A 17,551-nucleotide genomic window follows, 5' to 3' on the forward strand; every position below is an offset into this window, starting at 1 on the left:
CGAGCACTTGAAAATGGATCGTGTGTTCGCCGGTATATCCTCATTACCTGATCATGTGAACGGGGCAGGCGATGGAGCGGAGCAATTTACCCAAGCCATTCTGACGACAGATTTGGTGAAAAAGGAAGCGTGCGTGGCGGTTGAAGTGGATGGTGTGACGGTGCACATCGCCGGGGCGGCAAAGGGTTCTGGCATGATTCATCCGAATATGGCAACGATGCTGGCTTTTATGACCTGTGACGCAGCCATCGGGCAGGCTGCGCTTCATCAGCTATTAAAGCAGGCGACGGATACCAGCTTTAATATGATTACCGTAGATGGCGATACAAGCACGAACGATATGCTGATCGCTATGGCAAGCGGGCTGGCGGGCAACCGCGAGTTGCATGTAGGCCATCCCGATTGGGAAGCTTTTGCCGAGGCGTTCACCTATATCTGCCGAGAGCTGGCGAAGGCGATTGCGCGCGATGGAGAAGGTGCTACGAAGCTGGTAGAGGTGTCTGTGAGCGGGGCGGTAAGCGATGCGTCTGCCCAGGCTATAGCCAAGACGGTGATCGGGTCCAGTCTGGTGAAGTCTGCCGTTTTTGGCGCAGACGCAAACTGGGGACGGATTATTGCAGCCGTCGGGCGTGCCGGAGAGCCGGTGAATCCAGATACGGTAGATATCCGCTTGGGTGACATTATCGTGCTAGGCCAATCAAGTCCGGTTGCTTTTGATGAAGCAGAGGCGCTTTCCTATTTGCGGGGAGATACGGTGCAAATTATCGTTGACTTGCATCACGGGAACGGGACTGCTACAGCATGGGGCTGTGACTTAACTTATGATTATGTGCGGATTAACGCTGCATATCGGACATAGATGAAGGGATAAACGCGGATTGAATGAACGTGTTAAATGAACGTGTTAAATCTGCCATTATTTCAAAATTGCACAGCCTGTGCACATGAGAAAAGGAGAGATGATATGGAATCAGCAATGGAACACGCGGATCAAGCCAATCACGCCGGAGTGGCACGTCGTAATTTTGTGATGAAATGCGGAGGAAGTACGCTGGCTGCGTTGCCTGATTCCTTTTTTGACGACTTGGCTCGTTTGCAGTCGGAAGGTCTTCAACCAGTCATTGTCCATGGCGGGGGCCCTGCGATCTCCGACAATTTGGCGAAGCTGGGAATTGAAACGGAGTTCATTCATGGGTTGCGTAAAACGACTGAGCCCGTGCTGGATGTCGTGGAAATGGTGCTGGCGGGCAGCATTAACAAGCAGATTGTACGTAGAATAGGGATGCATGGTGGGCGAGCGCTCGGATTATCAGGCAGTGATGGTTATTTGATCGAAGCAAAGCCTGTGTCGAATGCCGCAGAGGTTGGTTGGGTCGGAGAGGTAACGTCTGTTCAAGCTTCGATTATTACAGGTGTGCTGGATATGAGCTATATGCCTGTTATTGCACCCATCGGGATTGATCGTTCCGGTCAGCGCTACAACATTAATGCGGATACAGCGGCGGGTGCCGTGGCCTCTCATCTCGGCGTCAGCCGGATGATTGTGGTCACCGATGTACCGGGCATATTGAAAAAGAATGGCGGAGAAAAGAAGGTATTGAACTCTATCACCGTACAGGAGATTGAGGATATGATCAGCACGGGTGAAATATACGGTGGTATGATCCCGAAAGTAAGAGCAGCTATTGCCTGCATCCACGGAAAAGTGAAGGAAGTCGTTATTGTGGACGGCAGCGAACCGCAGGTGTTAAGCCGTGTGCTGAGCGGGGAATTGATTGGAACACGTATCGTGCGTATGCAGTAATTGCGACATATAACGAAAGCTGTTAACCAAACAAATAAAAGGAGCGTGAACAACATGAGTAAGGAGTCTAATGCACTGGTGAGCGAGAAATCGCCGAGTACAAATGCAGTCGGAGTGCACGCGGAAAAGGTGTCTGTAGGAGCGCAGCCGCAAAGCTCTCTTTTCCCAAACTATGCAAGATACCCGCTTGCACTTGTTAAAGGTCAAGGAAGCTGGCTGTGGGATGATCAGGGCAAGCGTTATCTGGATTTTATGTCAGGTATTGCTGTTACCAATCTCGGGCATGCGCCTCAGGCTGTAGCTGAGCGATTGAAGAAACAGATTGATGAACTGTGGCATGTATCCAATCTGTTTCATATTCCGGGGCAAGAACGGGCAGCGGCTTTGCTGACTGCCAATAGCAGCGCAGATGCTGTATTTTTCTGCAATAGCGGGGCAGAAGCGAATGAAGCTGCGATTAAGCTGGCGCGTCGTTATCATCAAAAGGTGAAGCAGACCGGCCGCTACGAGATCATTACGTTCACGCAATCCTTTCACGGACGGACGCTCGCAACCCTGACCGCTACTGGTCAGGATAAGGTTAAAGAGGGATTTTTGCCGCTTCCTGCCGGATTTAAAAGCGTTCCACTTCACGATCAGGCTGCGCTTGAAGCAGCCATCAGTGAAAATACGGCAGCTATTATGCTGGAAATGGTGCAGGCAGAGGGCGGCATGTATCCGGTAGACCCTGCCTTTGTAGACGTGATTACCAAGCTGTGCCGTGAGCATGGCTTGCTGCTGATCATTGATGAGGTGCAAACGGGCATGGGACGGACAGGTAAGCTGTTTTCCTTTGAGCATTACGGCATAGAGCCGGATATCTTTACATTGGCGAAGGGACTGGGGAGCGGCTTTTCCGTAGGTGCGATGCTGGGCAAAGGATATTTGCGCGAAGCGTTCACAGCGGGCAGCCACGGCTCCACCTTTGGCGGTACACCGCTCGCGATGGCAGCGGTTCAGGCGACCATTGAAACGATTATTGATGACAAACTGCCAGAACGTGCAGCTGAGATGGGCGAATATTTGTTCCAGAGCCTGCAAAAGCAGCTTGGAGAGTTTCCTTTTGTAAAGGATATCCGTGGAAAAGGGCTGATGGTCGGCATTGAGTGTGCGGAGCCGGTAGCAGAGCTTGTTTTGGCAGGACAGAAGAAGGGGATTCTGTTCATTACAGCAGGACCGAACGTGATTCGCCTGTTGCCTAACCTGTATGTAACGAAGGATGAAATAGATCAGGCTGTAAGGTTGATTGCTGAATTGATTCGGGAGCATGTGGCCTAGTGCTAAAAATCATATCATTTAGATTAGAGTGTAAAAGGAGACGATGGCATGAACCAGGGTGACGCACTGCAGCAGATAAATTTGAAGGGACGGGACTTCCTGGAGCTGGACGACTACTCGACAGAGGAAATCCAGTATTTAATTGATCTCGCCATCGAAATTAAGCGTAAGCACAAAAACGGGGAAGCCTATCAGCCGCTAAAGGGGAAGACACTTGGACTGATTTTCGAAAAATCCTCCACACGTACACGGGTATCCTTTGAAGTCGGTATGTATCAATTGGGTGGGCATGCCCTTTTCCTCAGTAAAAATGACATTCAACTGGGACGCGGCGAGCCTATTAGCGACATGGCACAAGTGATGTCACGCTATCTGGACGGCATTATGATTCGTACCTTTGGGCACGATAATGTGGTAGAATTGGCACATTATGCATCCGTCCCTGTGATCAATGGCTTGAGTGATTTGGCGCATCCATGTCAGGTATTGGCTGATTATCAAACCTTGTATGAACAAAAGGGTAAGCTAAAAGGACTCAAATTGGCTTATATCGGGGATGGCAACAATATGGCGCATTCCCTCTTGATTGGTGGAGCGAAGCTCGGAGTGCATGTGTCGATTGCAAGTCCTGCTGGATACGAGCCTGACCCGAGTGTGGTTGCAGCTTGCCGTGAGATTGCCAAACAGACAGGTAGTGAAATCGTTATAACGCAAAGTCCGCAAGAAGCGGTAAAGGGTGCGGATGCGATCTATACGGATGTATGGGCGAGCATGGGCTTTGAGGAAGAGCAGAAGGAGCGTGAGCTTGCTTTTGCCGACTTCCAGGTAAATGAGGAACTGGTCCAGCTGGCCAAGCCGGATTATTTGTTCCTGCACTGCCTGCCTGCACATCGTGGGGAAGAAGTGAGTGCAGGTGTCATCGACGGTCCGAATTCGGTCATTTTTGATGAAGCGGAAAATCGCCTGCATGCGCAAAAAGCGCTGTTGGTTGCTTTGCTGGGGTAAGGAAAAATAGGTAAGAAAGATAAAGGCTAGAAGCATTTGGGGAGGACTTTAAACATGGCAAAAGATAAAATCGTACTCGCATATTCCGGCGGTCTGGATACGTCGGTTATTCTAAAATGGCTCAAGGAAACGTATGATGCGGAAATCATCGCATTTACCGCAGATATCGGTCAGAAGGAAGAACTGGACGGTTTGGAGGAAAAGGCACTCGCTACGGGAGCTTCCAAAGTGTACATTGATGATCTGCGTGATGAATTCGCCAAGGATTTTATTTATCCGATGTTTCAGGCGGGGGCTTTGTATGAAGGACAATATTTGCTCGGAACGAGTATTGCACGTCCGTTGATCGCTAAGCGGATGGTCGATATTGCAATTGCCGAGGGAGCAATAGCAATCGCTCACGGCGCAACAGGTAAAGGCAACGATCAGGTGCGCTTCGAGCTGAACGCGGCGGCATTAACGCCAGATATCAAGGTAATTGCACCTTGGCGGCTGGAAGAGTTCCGCAATCAGTTCCCGGGCCGGGCAGAAATGATTGCCTATGCGGAAAAACATGGTATTCCGGTAACTGCTTCTGCAGCCAAGCCGTACTCCATGGATCGCAACCTGTTGCATATCAGCTATGAAAGCGGTGTGCTGGAGGACCCTTGGTTTGATCCGAGTGCTCCTGAAAATAAAGAAATGTTCTTGCTCAGCAATGCACCAGAGGACGCTCCTGATGAAGCGGAATATTTGGAGCTGGAATTTGAAGCAGGAAACTGCGTTGCTTTGAACGGAGAGCGGTTGACTCCACTGCAAGTGATGGAAAAACTGAATGAGCTGGGTGGCAAGCACGGCATCGGACGTGTGGATATGGTAGAGAACCGTTTTGTGGGCATGAAGAGCCGCGGAGTCTACGAGACGCCGGGCGGTACGATCCTGTTCACAGCTCACCGCAAAATGGAGTCCATTACGATGGATCGTGAAGTTATGAATTTGCGTGATAGTCTGATTACCCGTTATGCTACCTTGGTGTACAATGGTTTCTGGTTCGCACCGGAACGTGTGGCTCTGCAGGCTCTGGTTCATGAGAGCCAGAAAAACGTCAGTGGTACGGTGCGCGTGAAGCTGTATAAAGGCAATATTATCGGTGCAGGCGTCAAGAGTCCGGTTAGCTTGTACAACCCGGACATTGCGACGATGGAGGCCGATCCGACACAAGCCTACGACCAAGGCGATGCAACAGGCTTCATCCGGTTGAATGCTTTGCGCTTGAAGGTTAATGCGGGCGTAACACAAAATCATAAATAATGATGTAATCAAAAAATGTACGGAATGCGGGCCGTTCTTGTCCAAACGACGAGGGCGGCTTGTTATTGCAGAGAGGGGATCATGCAATGAGTAAGTTATGGGGCGGACGTTTTACGAAGCAAACGAATAAGCTGGTAGAGGAATACACGGCTTCCATCGGGTTTGATCAGGCGTTGGCAGAAGAGGATATCCAAGGCAGCTTGGCCCATGTGGCCATGCTGGGCAAATGCGGCATTATTCCGCAAGCGGACGCCGATACGATCAAGGAAGGACTGCACACGGTACTGGAACGTATCCGCCGTGGAGAGATTGAATTTTCCGTTTCGGACGAGGATATTCACATGAATATCGAAAAAAATCTGATCGAAGCCATTGGTCCGGTCGGCGGTAAGCTGCACACCGGACGCAGCCGCAACGATCAGGTGGCCACGGATATGCACTTGTATTTGCGCGGCCGTGTGGTATCGCTGGTGGGGATGCTGCATAATGTGCAAGCCGCATTAATCGGACAGGCCAAGGACAATCTGGACACGATTGTGCCTGGATACACACACTTGCAGCGTGCACAGCCGATTTTGTTTGCGCATCATTTGCTCGCGTATGTATCTATGCTGGAGCGCGATATTGACCGTCTTAAGGACAGCTACAAGCGCATCAATGTGCTGCCGCTGGGTGCTGGCGCTTTGGCAGGAACCACCTTCCCGATAGACCGTCATTTTGTGGCTGAGCAGCTCGGGTTCGATGGAGTATATGAAAATAGCCTGGATGCTGTCAGTGACCGGGACTTTATTGTAGAGTTCCTGGCCGGCGCCTCGCTGATTATGACGCATTTGTCTCGTTTGAGCGAAGAACTGGTGCTGTGGAGCAGCACGGAGTTTGGCTTCGTGGAGCTGGATGATGCTTTTTGTACAGGCAGCAGCATTATGCCGCAGAAGAAGAACCCGGACGTACCGGAGCTGGTACGTGGCAAAACCGGACGTGTTTACGGCAATCTCATGGGCTTGCTGACCGTTCTGAAATCCTTGCCACTCGCATACAACAAGGATATGCAGGAGGACAAGGAAGGTATGTTTGATACCGTTGCTACGCTGGAAGGAGCGCTACAGCTGTTCGCACCGATGATCGCTACGATGAAGGTGAACAAGGATCGCATGCGTCAAGCCGTCAATCAGGATTTCTCGAACGCAACGGATATTGCGGATTTCCTGGTCGGCAAGGGACTTCCTTTCCGTCAGGCGCACGAGGTCATCGGCAAAACCGTGCTGTATTGTATCCAACACGGCAAATATTTGCTGGATTTGACCCTGGAGGAATTCCAGCAGTTTTCCGATTTGTTCGACGACCGTATATATGAGGTACTTCAACCGGAGGCTGTAGTGAATGCACGGAATGTATATGGCGGAACAGCTACAGGACAGGTACAGGCAGCCATAGGACGGAGTGAACAGCTCTTGGTGGCCACATCAAGCTGGTTTGAAAAGCACCAACGGAGCAACTAAATCAGCAAAAAATGCATTATGCTTCTGCTTGGTTACAAGATCATATATGGAATCTCAAGTTTTGTTCAATAGAGGGCACCGTTCGCGGTGCCTTTTTTGCTGTATAAGACACATACTTGGTAGTTCTAAATACCTAGTTATACATCAGTATGAAAGATTCTATAATTTACATTATTGTATACCTACTTCTGCCATGATTATGGTAGAATAGCACTAAGTTTTTAATGGTAGACCTAATTAGCCAGAACGGACCCATTTCTACATAGTGAGCTCAGGTGGAAGAAAGTGCTTTTCTGGACCGGAAAATTTGCATTAATGTATAAATGATTGGTTTATATAAGAAATAGGAGAGGTTCTGATTTGCGTAAGGACGGATTAACCATCGAAGTAGTGACATGCTCAAGGGACAGAGACAGGATGGTACAGGAGGGTCTATGAGAAGTAAAAGAACGAAGCGGCAGTTAAAGAGCGTATGGATCGGTTATCGCGCTTCCGACGCCGAACAACTGGTGTCTTCATTGAATGAGGAGCGGATGCAAGCGGAGAAGTTGCTGCGTGAGGAGCGGGAGCTTTTTCACGCGGCACTCGAACGGAAAAAGCAACGGGATGCGGAGCTGAAGCAGCTGCTTGCGGACGCGCTCGCCGAAGAGCGGCGCTGGATTGAAAGGGCGGAAATCCATGGGTGACAAGCTGAGGTGGCAGGTTGGCGGAGTTTCGATTCGCCAAACCAACAGAAGAATAAAAGAAGAGCGTCAGCAGATCGCTCAGCTGAAGCAGGAGCTGGAAGCCCAGCGCTCGGAGCAGGCTCCGGTGCTGTACAAGCTTGATTTTCATATCGAAGAGCTGGAACGGCGGCTTCAGGATACAGAGCTTCGCATCCAGGCTATAAAGGACGCTAATGATTCCGCAGCAGCAGTGGAGCAATTGCTGGATGAAGGCATGCAGGCTGGACAGGTCCAGGAGGCGCAGGTCCAGTATGCTTCCGGGCAGCAGGAGCAAGCAGCGGGCGCCGCTATGGGGCTGGCTTCCAGTGGGGCTGGTGCGGAAGGCGGGGAGATTGCGGCAGAGGCACAGAGCGGACGAAACGGCAAAGCCCGTCTGGGCGATCAACTGGTGGAGAACGGGTTGATCACCCGGGATCAACTGGCAGACGCCATCCGAAACCAAAAGCGTTATGGTGGCAGGCTGGGTGATATTCTCGTGGAGATGGGCTTCATTACAGCCGAGCAGCTCCAGCAGCAGGTTGATGGGGACGAGTCCAAGGAACGATTAGGCGATATGCTGGTTCGTTCCGGCTATATTTTACCTGAGCAGCTAGAGCGCGCACTGGAGTTCCAGGCGAAGAGCGGCGGGCTGCTCGGCGATATTTTGCTGTCATTGCAAATGCTGGAACCCGCGGATTTGTACCGCGCGATTGCAACACAGAACCGGATCGGACGTATCGGTGAGGAGCTGGCACTGGATGCAGCCTATAAATTACCAGAGCAGGTAGCCATGGCTTATGGTGTGGTCGTCATTCATCAATATATGAACCGCTATATTGTGGCGGTCAGTGACCCGCTGCCAGAAGAGCGACGCCTGAAGCTGGAAGAAATCCTCGGTATGCCGGTAGAGCAGGTTTTGGCGACCAAGGAAGAAATGGAACAGCTCTGGGGTAAAATTTACGGTGAGGAAATGATGCAGGAGAGCACGACTGGGCTGCTCGAAAAAGAGCCGCACAATTCGGCGCGCACGACCTTTACGAAGGGGCAGCTGTTGGTGTTTTCGGCGATGGGCGTAATCACACTGCTCGGCCTCTTCTGGAACAGCTGGAAAACGGTGCTGATTATCAATATGATGATTCAGTTGTTTTATTTTGCTATGACCCTTTTCAAATTCGGCATTATCTATCTCGGTTCCCGGCGTGGAGCGCAGCTTCGCTTCACGAAGGAAGAGGTTGACGCCATGGATGAAAAAAAGCTGCCGATCTATTCGATCCTTGTACCGATGTACAAGGAGGCAGGCGTGCTTCCGATGCTGCTGCGGAATCTGGAGCAGCTGGATTATCCTAAATCCAAGCTGGATGTGCGGTTGCTCATTGAAGAGGACGACATTGAGACGATTGGGCTGCTTCGCGAAATGAAGCTGCCAGCCTATTATACGACACTGGTCGTCCCTGACGGCCTCCCGAAAACCAAGCCAAAGGCATGTAATTACGGGCTTATTCGAGCTCGTGGCGAATTTGTCGTCATTTACGATGCCGAGGATCGTCCTGACGCTGACCAGCTTAAAAAGGTCATTGCGGCGTTCAATTCACTACCTGAGAATTATGCGTGCATTCAGGCAAAGCTCAATTATTTTAACAGCACACAAAATTTGCTCACTCGCTGGTTTACTCAAGAATACAGCATGTGGTTTGAATTGCTGCTGCCGGGTATTATGCAGCTGGATACTCCCATTCCGCTCGGCGGCACGTCCAATCATTTTCGGGTATCTGTCTTAAAAGATATCAATGCATGGGACCCCTACAATGTAACCGAGGATGCCGATCTGGGCATACGTCTGTATAAAGGCGGCTATAAAACCGCCATTGTCGACTCTCGCACATGGGAGGAGGCCAACAGCCGTGTCGGCAACTGGATTCGTCAGCGGTCACGCTGGATCAAGGGGTATATGCAGACATGGCTGGTTCATATGCGCAATCCGGTTAAATTGGTGCGTGAAGTGGGCTGGAAAGGCTTTTTCGGCTTTCAGGTAATGATTCTGGCAACTCCCATGCTGCCTTTGCTGAACCCGATTTTCTGGGGTTTGCTTATTTTATGGTTTGGCTGGGAATTGTCCTTTATTCCCAAGCTGTTTCCGGGTTATGTGTATTACCTGGCCAGCGCGGAATTTTATATCGGTAACTTTCTGTTCGTATTCAGTAATGTGGCCGGCATGTATTGGGTCATTGGGGAGCTGGAAGAGCGTGGTGAACGAACATTTTCATACGCGATGGTCAAATATGGGCTACTTTCTCCGTTATATTGGGTACTTATGAGTATAGCTGCGGTCAAAGCAGCCTGGCAGCTCATTACCAAGCCGTTCTATTGGGAGAAGACGACGCATGGTCTGACCGATATGCACGATTTGGATGATCCCCCGGCACAGTCCTCCTGAATATGAAGAAAGAAGGAGCAAGAAATGGACACAAAAACACCTTTTCTATCTGTCGTCATTCCCATGTATAATGAAAGCTCGCATTTGGAGCGTTCACTCACGGTAATTGACGGAGTATTGTCTGTTGTTACCTCACGCTATGAACTGATTATCGTGGATGATGGTTCCAAAGACGACACGTGGCTCAAACTGTCCGAATTGTCCCGGCGTATGCCTTCTTTGCTCGCGCTGCGGCTGAGCCGGAACTTTGGCAAGGAGCTGGCATTGTGCGCAGGCTTGGAAAATGCCTCTGGTAATGCGATCATCGTTATGGATGGCGATTTACAGCATCCTCCTGAGATGATCGGGGAAATGGTGCGTTTATGGCAGAATGAAGGTTATGATCTGGTCGAATGTGTGAAAGAATTTAGGGGAGAAGAACCAATGGGCAAAAAGCTCGGGGCTTCATTGTTCTACGCGACCTTGAACCGTTTGACGGGCTTTAATCTGAAGGATGCTTCTGATTATAAGCTTCTGGATCGACGGGTAGTGGATGCCTGGATGGCGATGCCGGAGCGGATGCCGTTTTTTCGCGGGATGACAGCTTGGCTTGGTTTTCGCAAAACCCAGATTTCGTTCCGGGTGGCTCCCCGTGAGGAAGGTCCAAGCCGCTGGAGTCCACTCGGGCTGTTTCGGCTGGCAGCAGAAGCGATTGTTTCGTTTTCAACCGTGCCGCTGCGGGTAGTAAGTTTGATGGGAATCATTTTTATGCTGATTTCAGTCGTCTTGGGGATCCAAACCTTGATGCGTAAACTAATGGGTGACGCTGTCACCGGGTTTACCACGGTCATATTGCTGCTCTTGATCATTGGAAGTGTCCTCATGCTGTCCATTGGAGTGGTAGGAGAATATATTGCCGCCATATATCACGAAGTCAAAGCCCGCCCCCGTTATTTAATCGCAGACAAACGGGCAAATGCTGACCGATTGTGGGTGGATAGGGAGTTTAATCAACATGATCAGACGTTCATATCTAAAGTATCCAATCATTAAATACGGTATTGTAGGACTGCTGGGTACAAGTATCCACGTCGGTGTGCTTGTGCTGCTGGTGGAGCTGTTCAAGGTGCCTGCCGTAATAGCTACTACGATAGGATTTGTGGTGACGCTAGTCGTTTCGTACGTGCTGAATCGGAACTGGACGTTCGAATCCACCGGCGAGGGGAGCCGTACACAGTTTCTTAAATATTTGTTGGTCTGCTCTTGTGGTCTGCTCTTGAATGCAGCTCTTATGTACGTAACCATTCACTGGGTCGGTTGGTCGTATCTGATTGGTGAAGTGCTGACTACCATCATCGTGCCCATTCATAATTACATCTGGAACCGCTACTGGATTTTCTCCGTTCCGCAAAAGCGTCAGAAAGAGGCTTCATGATTTTAAAAAAACACGGAAAAACGTTGTTATTATTTGCTTGTATTACTGCTCTTGAACTGGCCGTAGGCATTTATTTTGCCTCGTATCTGGGTTATATGCACACAGATGCCCTCAGTCGAGTGGCTAATGCATTTTATGTGCTATACAGCCGTGACCCGCATTTGGGAGCTATCGGTTTTGTATGGAATCCGCTACCCAGTTTGATGGAACTGGTGGTGCTGCTGTTTTATCCGTTATTTCCTGTACTTGCTTCCCACGGATTGGCGGCTGTCATTGTGAGCAGCCTGTTCGCAGGCGCAAGCGCAGCATTATTGTACGGAACGGGGAAGCAACTGGGGCTTCATGGTGGAATCAGTCTGCTGATTGCGCTGTTATTTTCACTGAATCCGTTTATGTTTCTATTTGGATTTAACGGCTTAAGCGATTCACCATATATCTTTTTTATTCTGTTGACAGTGAGTCGATTTTGTATGTGGCTAAAGGATCGCAAGGCGGCGAACTTGATCGTTTCAGGTTTTGCGCTTGCCTTGGCCTTTTGGGTACGCTATGAAGCGGTTCCGCTCGGCGTTGCCATGGCTTTGGGTGTGCTGCTGACCGTTCTTTTTCTACATCGCTGGCGTACAAGCAGAGATATGAATAGAACGGATTTATCCTTAAAAGAGCGCCTGTACAAGGTGGAAGCGACTTGGCTGCTGTTGCTGCTGCCGCTTGTCTTTTCCGGCCTGCTTTGGCTCTTTTTTAACTGGATTATCATGGGTGATCCGCTCTACTTCTTGCGCTCGCAATATTCCAATGCCACACAATCAACCGCTTTGCTGGAAGATCAGCGCTTTGTGACGATGTTTGCACATCCTCTGCTACTGCTGAAATTTATCGGGCAACGAACCTTGTGGTATGCTGCTCCGCTGATTGCCATTTTGCTCATTCGACTATTGGACAAGCGGCTGTTTAATTGGAGCACGCTAACGCTGCTCGCGATCTTCTTATCGGTACCCGGTCTGCAGCTTTTGCTGATGCTCAAGCAGTCTTCCTTCGGGTGGTTCCGGTACTTTATGTATGTATTCCCGATTACGGTGGCCTGGCTGCCGTATGAGCTAAGCTTGCTAAAAGGAAAAATGCGGGGACTCGGAATCTCATTGGTAACAGCCGGGCTGCTGGTTACAGCAGGCTTGTTATCCTACGCACTGACGAATCCTTCGATTGCTGCTGATGAACACAGCTATCTGACGAATAGTGGTAATGAAAGCTATGAACGACAAATTATTGAGCGGAAAATCGCACCTTGGCTGGATGAACATTATGGCTCATCTCTCATTCTGACAGATTCTTATGCTGCTTACCCGATCATTCTGAGCAGCCAAATTCCGAAGAAATTTATGATTACGAGCGATTATGATTTTGGGAAATCCTTAGCGGATTTGCCTGCTTCCAAGGTGGATTATGTGCTCGTAACGCGTGTAGTGGAAGGAGTTCCACTGGATCAGGTAAATCGAAATTATCCAGATTTATTTGAAAATGGTGCACCGTGGGCCTCGCTGGTACGTGATTTTGACGGACAGTGGCGATTATACAAAATAGAACATAAAAAACCACAATAATTGATATGTGGTGTATGTAGCGGATGGATTCATGCAGCTGCAATACCGCAACAAGTTTGAGGGGGAACGAGAGGAATGTCCTTTCGCACATGGTCTGCAAGCAGATGGATGGCTATAGGTCTGTTTGTATTTATACTTGCGTTAGAGCTGTCCGCAGGTATCTATTTCAGCTATGTTTTGGGATATATGCATACGGACGCGCTCAGTCGCGTTGCCAACGCATTTTATGTACTGTATAGCCGTGACCCGCATCTGGGTGCAATCGGGTTTATTTGGAATCCGCTGCCCAGTCTTCTGGAAATGGTGATTCTAGTGCTGTATCCGGTTTTTCCGGCATTAGCTTCCTATGGATTGGCCGCTGTTATCCTTAGTGCTACCTTTGCCGCTTTGACTGCAATGCTGCTGTATTGGGCTGGTGTCAGAACCGGGATTAGCTCAGGGATGAGCTTGCTGCTGGCTCTGTTGTATGCGCTAAATCCATTTATTTTACTGTTCGGTGCCAATGGGCTGAGTGATTCGCTATACATATATTTTATTATGATGACGGTGATTGAATTTGCGCTGTGGCTCAAGGATCGTATGACGGCCAGTCTGATTGTTTCTGGATTAGCGCTAGCTATGGCGTTTTGGACTCGCTATGAGGCGGTGCCTCTGGGCGTGGCAATGGCGTGTGGCGTGGTCGTAGCAGTGCTGTTTTTACATCGGCATATGGACAGACGTGAACTGCCTTTGCGGGAAAAGCTGCACAAGGTCGAGGCGACCTGGCTCCTTCTCCTGCTCCCCGTGATCTTTTCAGGACTGCTGTGGATTTTCTTTAATTATCTCATTATGGGAAATGCTTTTTATTTCCTCAATTCGGAGTATTCGAACACGGCACAATCAGCAGAATTGCTAAATGATGATAAATTTGTGGAGATATTCTCCAATCCGCTGGTAGCCTTGAAGTTTATTGCTTCCAAAACGATTTGGTATTCTGCGCCGCTATTTGCTATCCTGTTCATTCGCTTAATAAGCGGACGCTTGTTCCGGTGGGGAACCCTGATTATTTTACTGCTGTTCCTGTCCGTGCCGGGTTTGCAATTTTTACTCATGATGAAGCAATCCTCGTATGGGTGGTTCCGTTATTTTATGTATGTGTTCCCGATTACGGTCGCCTGGCTACCGTATGAGCTGAGCCAGCTTCAGGGACGTTGGCGGAGAGCGGCCTTTAGTCTGGTATCCGTCAGTCTGCTGCTTACCGCAGGATTACTCTCTTATGCGTTGACTCGTCCGGATATTGCGCCGGATGAGAACAGCTTCCTCACCCGAACGGGGAATGTGAACTATGTAAGACAGGTATCAGATCGAAAAATTGCCGTCTGGCTGGATGAGCATCTGCCGAAGTCGACGATTATGACCGATTCGGCCTCAGCCTACACTATGATCGTGTATAGTCAGTATCCCAAACGCTTCCTGATCACAAGTGATTACTCATTCAATAAAGCATTAAGCTATCCGCAGGATAGCCACGTAGATTACATCCTTGTACCTAAAATCATGTCGGGCATGCCACTGAGTAAAATCAACATGGTGTATCCAAATTTATATGAAAAAGGTGCACCGTGGGTCCAGCTTGAGCGTGAGTTTAACGGTGAGTGGCGATTATACAAGGTGCTACCCAAGTCACAAGCTAAAGTATCTCCATCGTCGGAGACAACGGCAGCCCCTTGACGTGATTCGTGACCAAGGGAGAAGCAGCTTATTTGCATATGAAATCATGAAAAATCCCTGCAGCCTTCTCTTCACTGTATTGTGCGGTGAGGAAGGCTGTGGGGATTTTTTTGGCCTGGTTAGTGCTCTTGGATCGGTAGCCATGATCCAAGATGGCTGCCCCTGGTGCTGTCGCTACTTTCGTGTCTGCCAGCCAACCATGGTCCACCCACTCCCACTGCTCTCCATTCCACTATCGTTCAAACAGATCAGGAGATTGAGTGACAAAAATCTTCTGGTTCAACATCGTAACACCTGGGAAAACGGTCATAGCGGTAACTCCTTTACATTTTAGTCAACATTGTTTTTTGTAGAACGCAGTAATATATTCTTGCTGAATATAAATTGAAATCTTGGGGAAGGAATAAACACTGTTGTCTGTTTAAAAGGGAATATGGATAAGAATCTTTAATGTCATGGAGTTGCCAAAGATAACCAAAACAGATGGTTGCTTGGGTGGATCTGAGGGGATTGAGGGCCTCGGAAGAAGGTTTATTCGCGGAGTAATGTGTTACAACTGGCTGAGGTGGCATAACGGTTGGCGGTGTTAAAGCTGGCTTCCTCTCTGCAGGAGCGGCTACTGGCGCTATCGATCAACACCTATGTAAGATCATTGGTTTGTGAATAGCATACTATCGAAAACAGAAAGGATTAGTAAAAATGGATAAAGTTAAACCTAACATTCCAAGGAAATCAATTAGTGAAATCGATATTAAATGCCAACAAAATAGTCGACCTACACGTAATAATTGTCGTGAGTGTTTTATAGGTATTGGACCATTACAAGTTGATGTAGGTAGAGCTTTCCCTCAATGGTCACCTGTAGCGGACTGCAATTCTGTGACGTTAGAAGGAATTGTCGTTGCTGATGATGGGCCACATGTTAGCCATGAAGATCTACCTATCAATCATTATACGCATGATTTCACTTTTAAAGTTCGTCCAGATCATACACCAGACAATCGATACATTAATCTCTTAAGCCAAAACCAGACCCTTATAGAAATTGAATGGGAAACAGGTCTTGGAGCTAGCAATGATGACAACCCATTATCCTCGTTAAACGAAAGAGGAGAAAGTGGAGGTTTTTACTCAGCTGGTCATCGTCGACGTGATGTGATTGGGCATTGGCCTACCGTAGGTGATCGAGTATATATTGAAGGATTATGGGTTTGGGATTGTGAGAATAAAGAGCATTCTGTCACAGAAATTCACCCCCCCCGTTTGGTAGTTGTTCAAAGGCATCTGCCTGTACAGATAAGACGTCGAAGTAGTGACCCTGTTGAACCCGGTATACCTACATTCGTCACAAAGATCGACATTTTTGCTAGTGGCGATGGAGGAGCCCTAACAAACAATCGTATAAATACACCTCAATTTGTAAAATCGGTTCCGATGAGTGAGCGAGATTATTCTTTTTCAGTTTCGCATATAATTCCTCGGCCAAGCTCTAATGCACAGCTACGTTGGATTGTAGAGAAAAATAATGGGGATACGTTCTCTGGGAATATAGAAATTGCTGATTCAACTGCACCTGAAGGACTTCCGTCTGTACATGTTGTATTGCCTTGGAGAAGTCAAAGTGTACCAGATACAGCGATATGTAATCAAACCCTTTATCTCTATTGGGATCAAGGCTTTGGTGTACCGGATAATTACCATCTCCGTACTTTTCGAGTGACTTTGAATCGAATACATGTTAACGATTCAAATGATTTTGGGAATGATGGTGAGTATAGAGTCTTTGTAGAAGTAGGTGGAAATTGGCTATTTATTAATGATCTTCCTGGAGACGATGATATTTTAAATGATGGTTTAGGGGATACAGGAGGTGATGAAAATTGGGGAATCAATCGTAGTTTTATTATTTATGTTCCTCCTGGAAGTGACTTTCGTGTACATGCTGGCGGCTGGGAAGCAGATGGGATAAACGATTATTTCGGCAAGCTCCTTGACCCTTATCATCCATGTGATGTTAATTTACTGCGAATACTTTTAGAATCTGCAATTCATATCTATATTTCTGGAGGAGAGGATGACTCAATCGGAGAAATAAATAACTATTACAATGAAAGTAATGGATTTGGAGTAGGAGAACATTACTGTGAATCTAGTAATGGTTCTTTTCGCCTTATTTATCGGATAGAAGAGCTGCCTTGATATAGCTTATAATCGCTGCGGGTTCATTTCCCCGCAGCTTGCTGCAAAGAAATTTTGGAGATTATCCAAAAAATTGAAAAGCTTACGGTACTCGAAAGATCAAAGTCAAGCTCCATGAACGCGGATTCGTCCTGTCCAGATGCCGAATTGGGCGGATCATGAAAGAGCAAGGGCAGGTTTCAACGTACACTGGAGCGCAATATAAGCCCCATAAAACCGTTTGTAACGAAGCAGCTACGGCCAATACCTTGAGTCGTGAGTTTGACAAACGGAAGTCAAATGTTTCGTTGTCAGCGACCCTTCTCATTTCCAGGGTAGTCAATTCTACATCTGAGCGGCTATTTGTGAAGATCAGTACTTTTTTGAGGTGGGTGCTCTCGTAAATGTGATTATAGTAAGCTTTTCTGGCATTTTTACAGTTGCTCTGCCTGTTCCTCAACACGGGCATCCGGGGATGAAAAATAATCCACCCGTAGCCGAAGCTTGCGGCCAGCTGAAGAGGACACGCCCTATTTTTTCAACGAATGGTCTGTACTGATTTACTTGCTACTCTTCCATAATCCTTTCCTCGGTCGAA

Annotated in this window: 14 protein-coding genes and 2 pseudogenes; 14 read left to right on the forward strand and 2 right to left on the reverse strand. The window is 48.5% G+C overall.

All coding sequences use genetic code 11. From position 1 onward, the window contains the following. The 12 genes from argJ to L693_RS0123375 all read left to right on the forward strand — a co-directional run. On the forward strand, nt 1-859 hold an 859-nt coding region (gene argJ / locus L693_RS0123320; RefSeq protein WP_025720406.1), incomplete at its 5' end, for a bifunctional glutamate N-acetyltransferase/amino-acid acetyltransferase ArgJ. 105 nt (nt 860-964) lie between these two features. After that, complete coding sequence (argB, locus tag L693_RS0123325; protein ID WP_025720408.1) at nt 965-1,804, forward strand: acetylglutamate kinase; 840 nt, start codon at nt 965-967, stop codon at nt 1,802-1,804. Nucleotides 1,805-1,858: 54 nt separating this feature from the next. Beyond that, nucleotides 1,859-3,121, forward strand: a complete 1,263-nt coding sequence (locus tag L693_RS0123330) for an acetylornithine transaminase (protein ID WP_025720410.1) — start codon at nt 1,859-1,861, stop codon at nt 3,119-3,121. Between the two features lie 48 nt (nt 3,122-3,169). Then, nucleotides 3,170-4,126 (forward strand): ornithine carbamoyltransferase, encoded by a 957-nt coding sequence (gene argF, locus L693_RS0123335; protein WP_025720412.1) that lies wholly within the window; start codon nt 3,170-3,172, stop codon nt 4,124-4,126. A gap of 54 nt (nt 4,127-4,180) precedes the next feature. Continuing rightward, on the forward strand, nt 4,181-5,416 hold the full coding sequence (locus tag L693_RS0123340) for an argininosuccinate synthase (RefSeq protein WP_025720414.1): 1,236 nt from the start codon (nt 4,181-4,183) through the stop codon (nt 5,414-5,416). 86 nt (nt 5,417-5,502) lie between these two features. Then, nucleotides 5,503-6,915 carry an argininosuccinate lyase gene (argH, locus tag L693_RS0123345; protein ID WP_025720416.1) on the forward strand — a complete coding sequence of 471 codons (1,413 nt, stop codon included), beginning with the start codon at nt 5,503-5,505 and terminating at the stop codon, nt 6,913-6,915. A 434-nt stretch (nt 6,916-7,349) separates the two neighbouring features. Further along, nucleotides 7,350-7,601 carry a hypothetical protein gene (locus L693_RS0123350; RefSeq protein WP_025720418.1) on the forward strand — a complete coding sequence of 84 codons (252 nt, stop codon included), beginning with the start codon at nt 7,350-7,352 and terminating at the stop codon, nt 7,599-7,601. After that, entirely contained in the window at nt 7,594-10,053 is a 2,460-nt protein-coding gene (locus L693_RS0123355; protein WP_025720420.1) for a glycosyltransferase family 2 protein, read from the forward strand. Before L693_RS0123350 ends, L693_RS0123355 begins: the two co-directional genes overlap by 8 nt. A 24-nt stretch (nt 10,054-10,077) precedes the next feature. Continuing rightward, nucleotides 10,078-11,085, forward strand: coding sequence for a glycosyltransferase family 2 protein (locus tag L693_RS0123360; protein ID WP_025720422.1), 1,008 nt, complete (start codon nt 10,078-10,080; stop codon nt 11,083-11,085). Continuing rightward, the gene (locus L693_RS0123365; protein ID WP_025720424.1) at nt 11,048-11,467 is read left to right on the forward strand and encodes a GtrA family protein; all 420 of its coding nucleotides are present in this window, start codon (nt 11,048-11,050) and stop codon (nt 11,465-11,467) included. The genes L693_RS0123360 and L693_RS0123365 overlap by 38 nt, the downstream gene beginning before the upstream one ends. After that, complete coding sequence (locus L693_RS0123370; protein WP_025720426.1) at nt 11,464-13,065, forward strand: ArnT family glycosyltransferase; 1,602 nt, start codon at nt 11,464-11,466, stop codon at nt 13,063-13,065. Before L693_RS0123365 ends, L693_RS0123370 begins: the two co-directional genes overlap by 4 nt. Before the next feature lie 75 nt (nt 13,066-13,140). After that, nucleotides 13,141-14,775, forward strand: a complete 1,635-nt coding sequence (locus L693_RS0123375; RefSeq protein ID WP_025720428.1) for a glycosyltransferase family 39 protein — start codon at nt 13,141-13,143, stop codon at nt 14,773-14,775. 28 nt (nt 14,776-14,803) lie between these two features. Here the strand turns inward: L693_RS0123375 and L693_RS0123380 are convergent, their stop codons facing one another. Then, nucleotides 14,804-14,983, reverse strand: coding sequence for a hypothetical protein (locus L693_RS0123380; RefSeq protein WP_025720429.1), 180 nt, complete (start codon nt 14,981-14,983; stop codon nt 14,804-14,806). 491 nt (nt 14,984-15,474) lie between these two features. Here L693_RS0123380 and L693_RS0123385 point away from each other — a divergent pair, with 491 nt between their 5' ends. Then, nucleotides 15,475-16,974: a hypothetical protein gene (locus L693_RS0123385; protein WP_155983917.1), complete on the forward strand. Its 1,500-nt coding sequence runs from the start codon at nt 15,475-15,477 to the stop codon at nt 16,972-16,974. A 92-nt stretch (nt 16,975-17,066) separates the two neighbouring features. Next, nucleotides 17,067-17,357, forward strand: a pseudogene (locus L693_RS32495) (hypothetical protein); the annotation flags it as partial. On the opposite strand, the pseudogene L693_RS31700 reads toward L693_RS32495, so the two are convergent. Beyond that, a pseudogene (locus L693_RS31700) lies at nt 17,267-17,480 on the reverse strand (hypothetical protein); the annotation flags it as partial. The pseudogenes L693_RS32495 and L693_RS31700 overlap by 91 nt on opposite strands. Between the last annotated feature and the right edge of the window lie 71 nt (nt 17,481-17,551).

Origin of the sequence: Paenibacillus sp. 1-18, assembly GCF_000520755.1 — a bacterium.
Lineage (GTDB): Bacteria > Bacillota > Bacilli > Paenibacillales > Paenibacillaceae > Paenibacillus > Paenibacillus brasilensis.

What these genes read in the sequence shown, in the direction of transcription:
- L693_RS0123370 (WP_025720426.1), top strand. Translation starts at nt 11,464, where the DNA reads ATGATTTTAAAAAAACACGGAAAAACGTTGTTATTATTTGCTTGTATT.
- L693_RS0123350 (WP_025720418.1), top strand. Translation starts at nt 7,350, where the DNA reads ATGAGAAGTAAAAGAACGAAGCGGCAGTTAAAGAGCGTATGGATCGGT.
- argB (WP_025720408.1), top strand. Translation starts at nt 965, where the DNA reads ATGGAATCAGCAATGGAACACGCGGATCAAGCCAATCACGCCGGAGTG.
- L693_RS0123365 (WP_025720424.1), top strand. Translation starts at nt 11,048, where the DNA reads ATGATCAGACGTTCATATCTAAAGTATCCAATCATTAAATACGGTATT.
- L693_RS0123385 (WP_155983917.1), top strand. Translation starts at nt 15,475, where the DNA reads ATGGATAAAGTTAAACCTAACATTCCAAGGAAATCAATTAGTGAAATC.
- argF (WP_025720412.1), top strand. Translation starts at nt 3,170, where the DNA reads ATGAACCAGGGTGACGCACTGCAGCAGATAAATTTGAAGGGACGGGAC.
- L693_RS0123330 (WP_025720410.1), top strand. Translation starts at nt 1,859, where the DNA reads ATGAGTAAGGAGTCTAATGCACTGGTGAGCGAGAAATCGCCGAGTACA.
- L693_RS0123355 (WP_025720420.1), top strand. Translation starts at nt 7,594, where the DNA reads ATGGGTGACAAGCTGAGGTGGCAGGTTGGCGGAGTTTCGATTCGCCAA.
- L693_RS0123340 (WP_025720414.1), top strand. Translation starts at nt 4,181, where the DNA reads ATGGCAAAAGATAAAATCGTACTCGCATATTCCGGCGGTCTGGATACG.
- L693_RS0123360 (WP_025720422.1), top strand. Translation starts at nt 10,078, where the DNA reads ATGGACACAAAAACACCTTTTCTATCTGTCGTCATTCCCATGTATAAT.
- argH (WP_025720416.1), top strand. Translation starts at nt 5,503, where the DNA reads ATGAGTAAGTTATGGGGCGGACGTTTTACGAAGCAAACGAATAAGCTG.
- L693_RS0123375 (WP_025720428.1), top strand. Translation starts at nt 13,141, where the DNA reads ATGTCCTTTCGCACATGGTCTGCAAGCAGATGGATGGCTATAGGTCTG.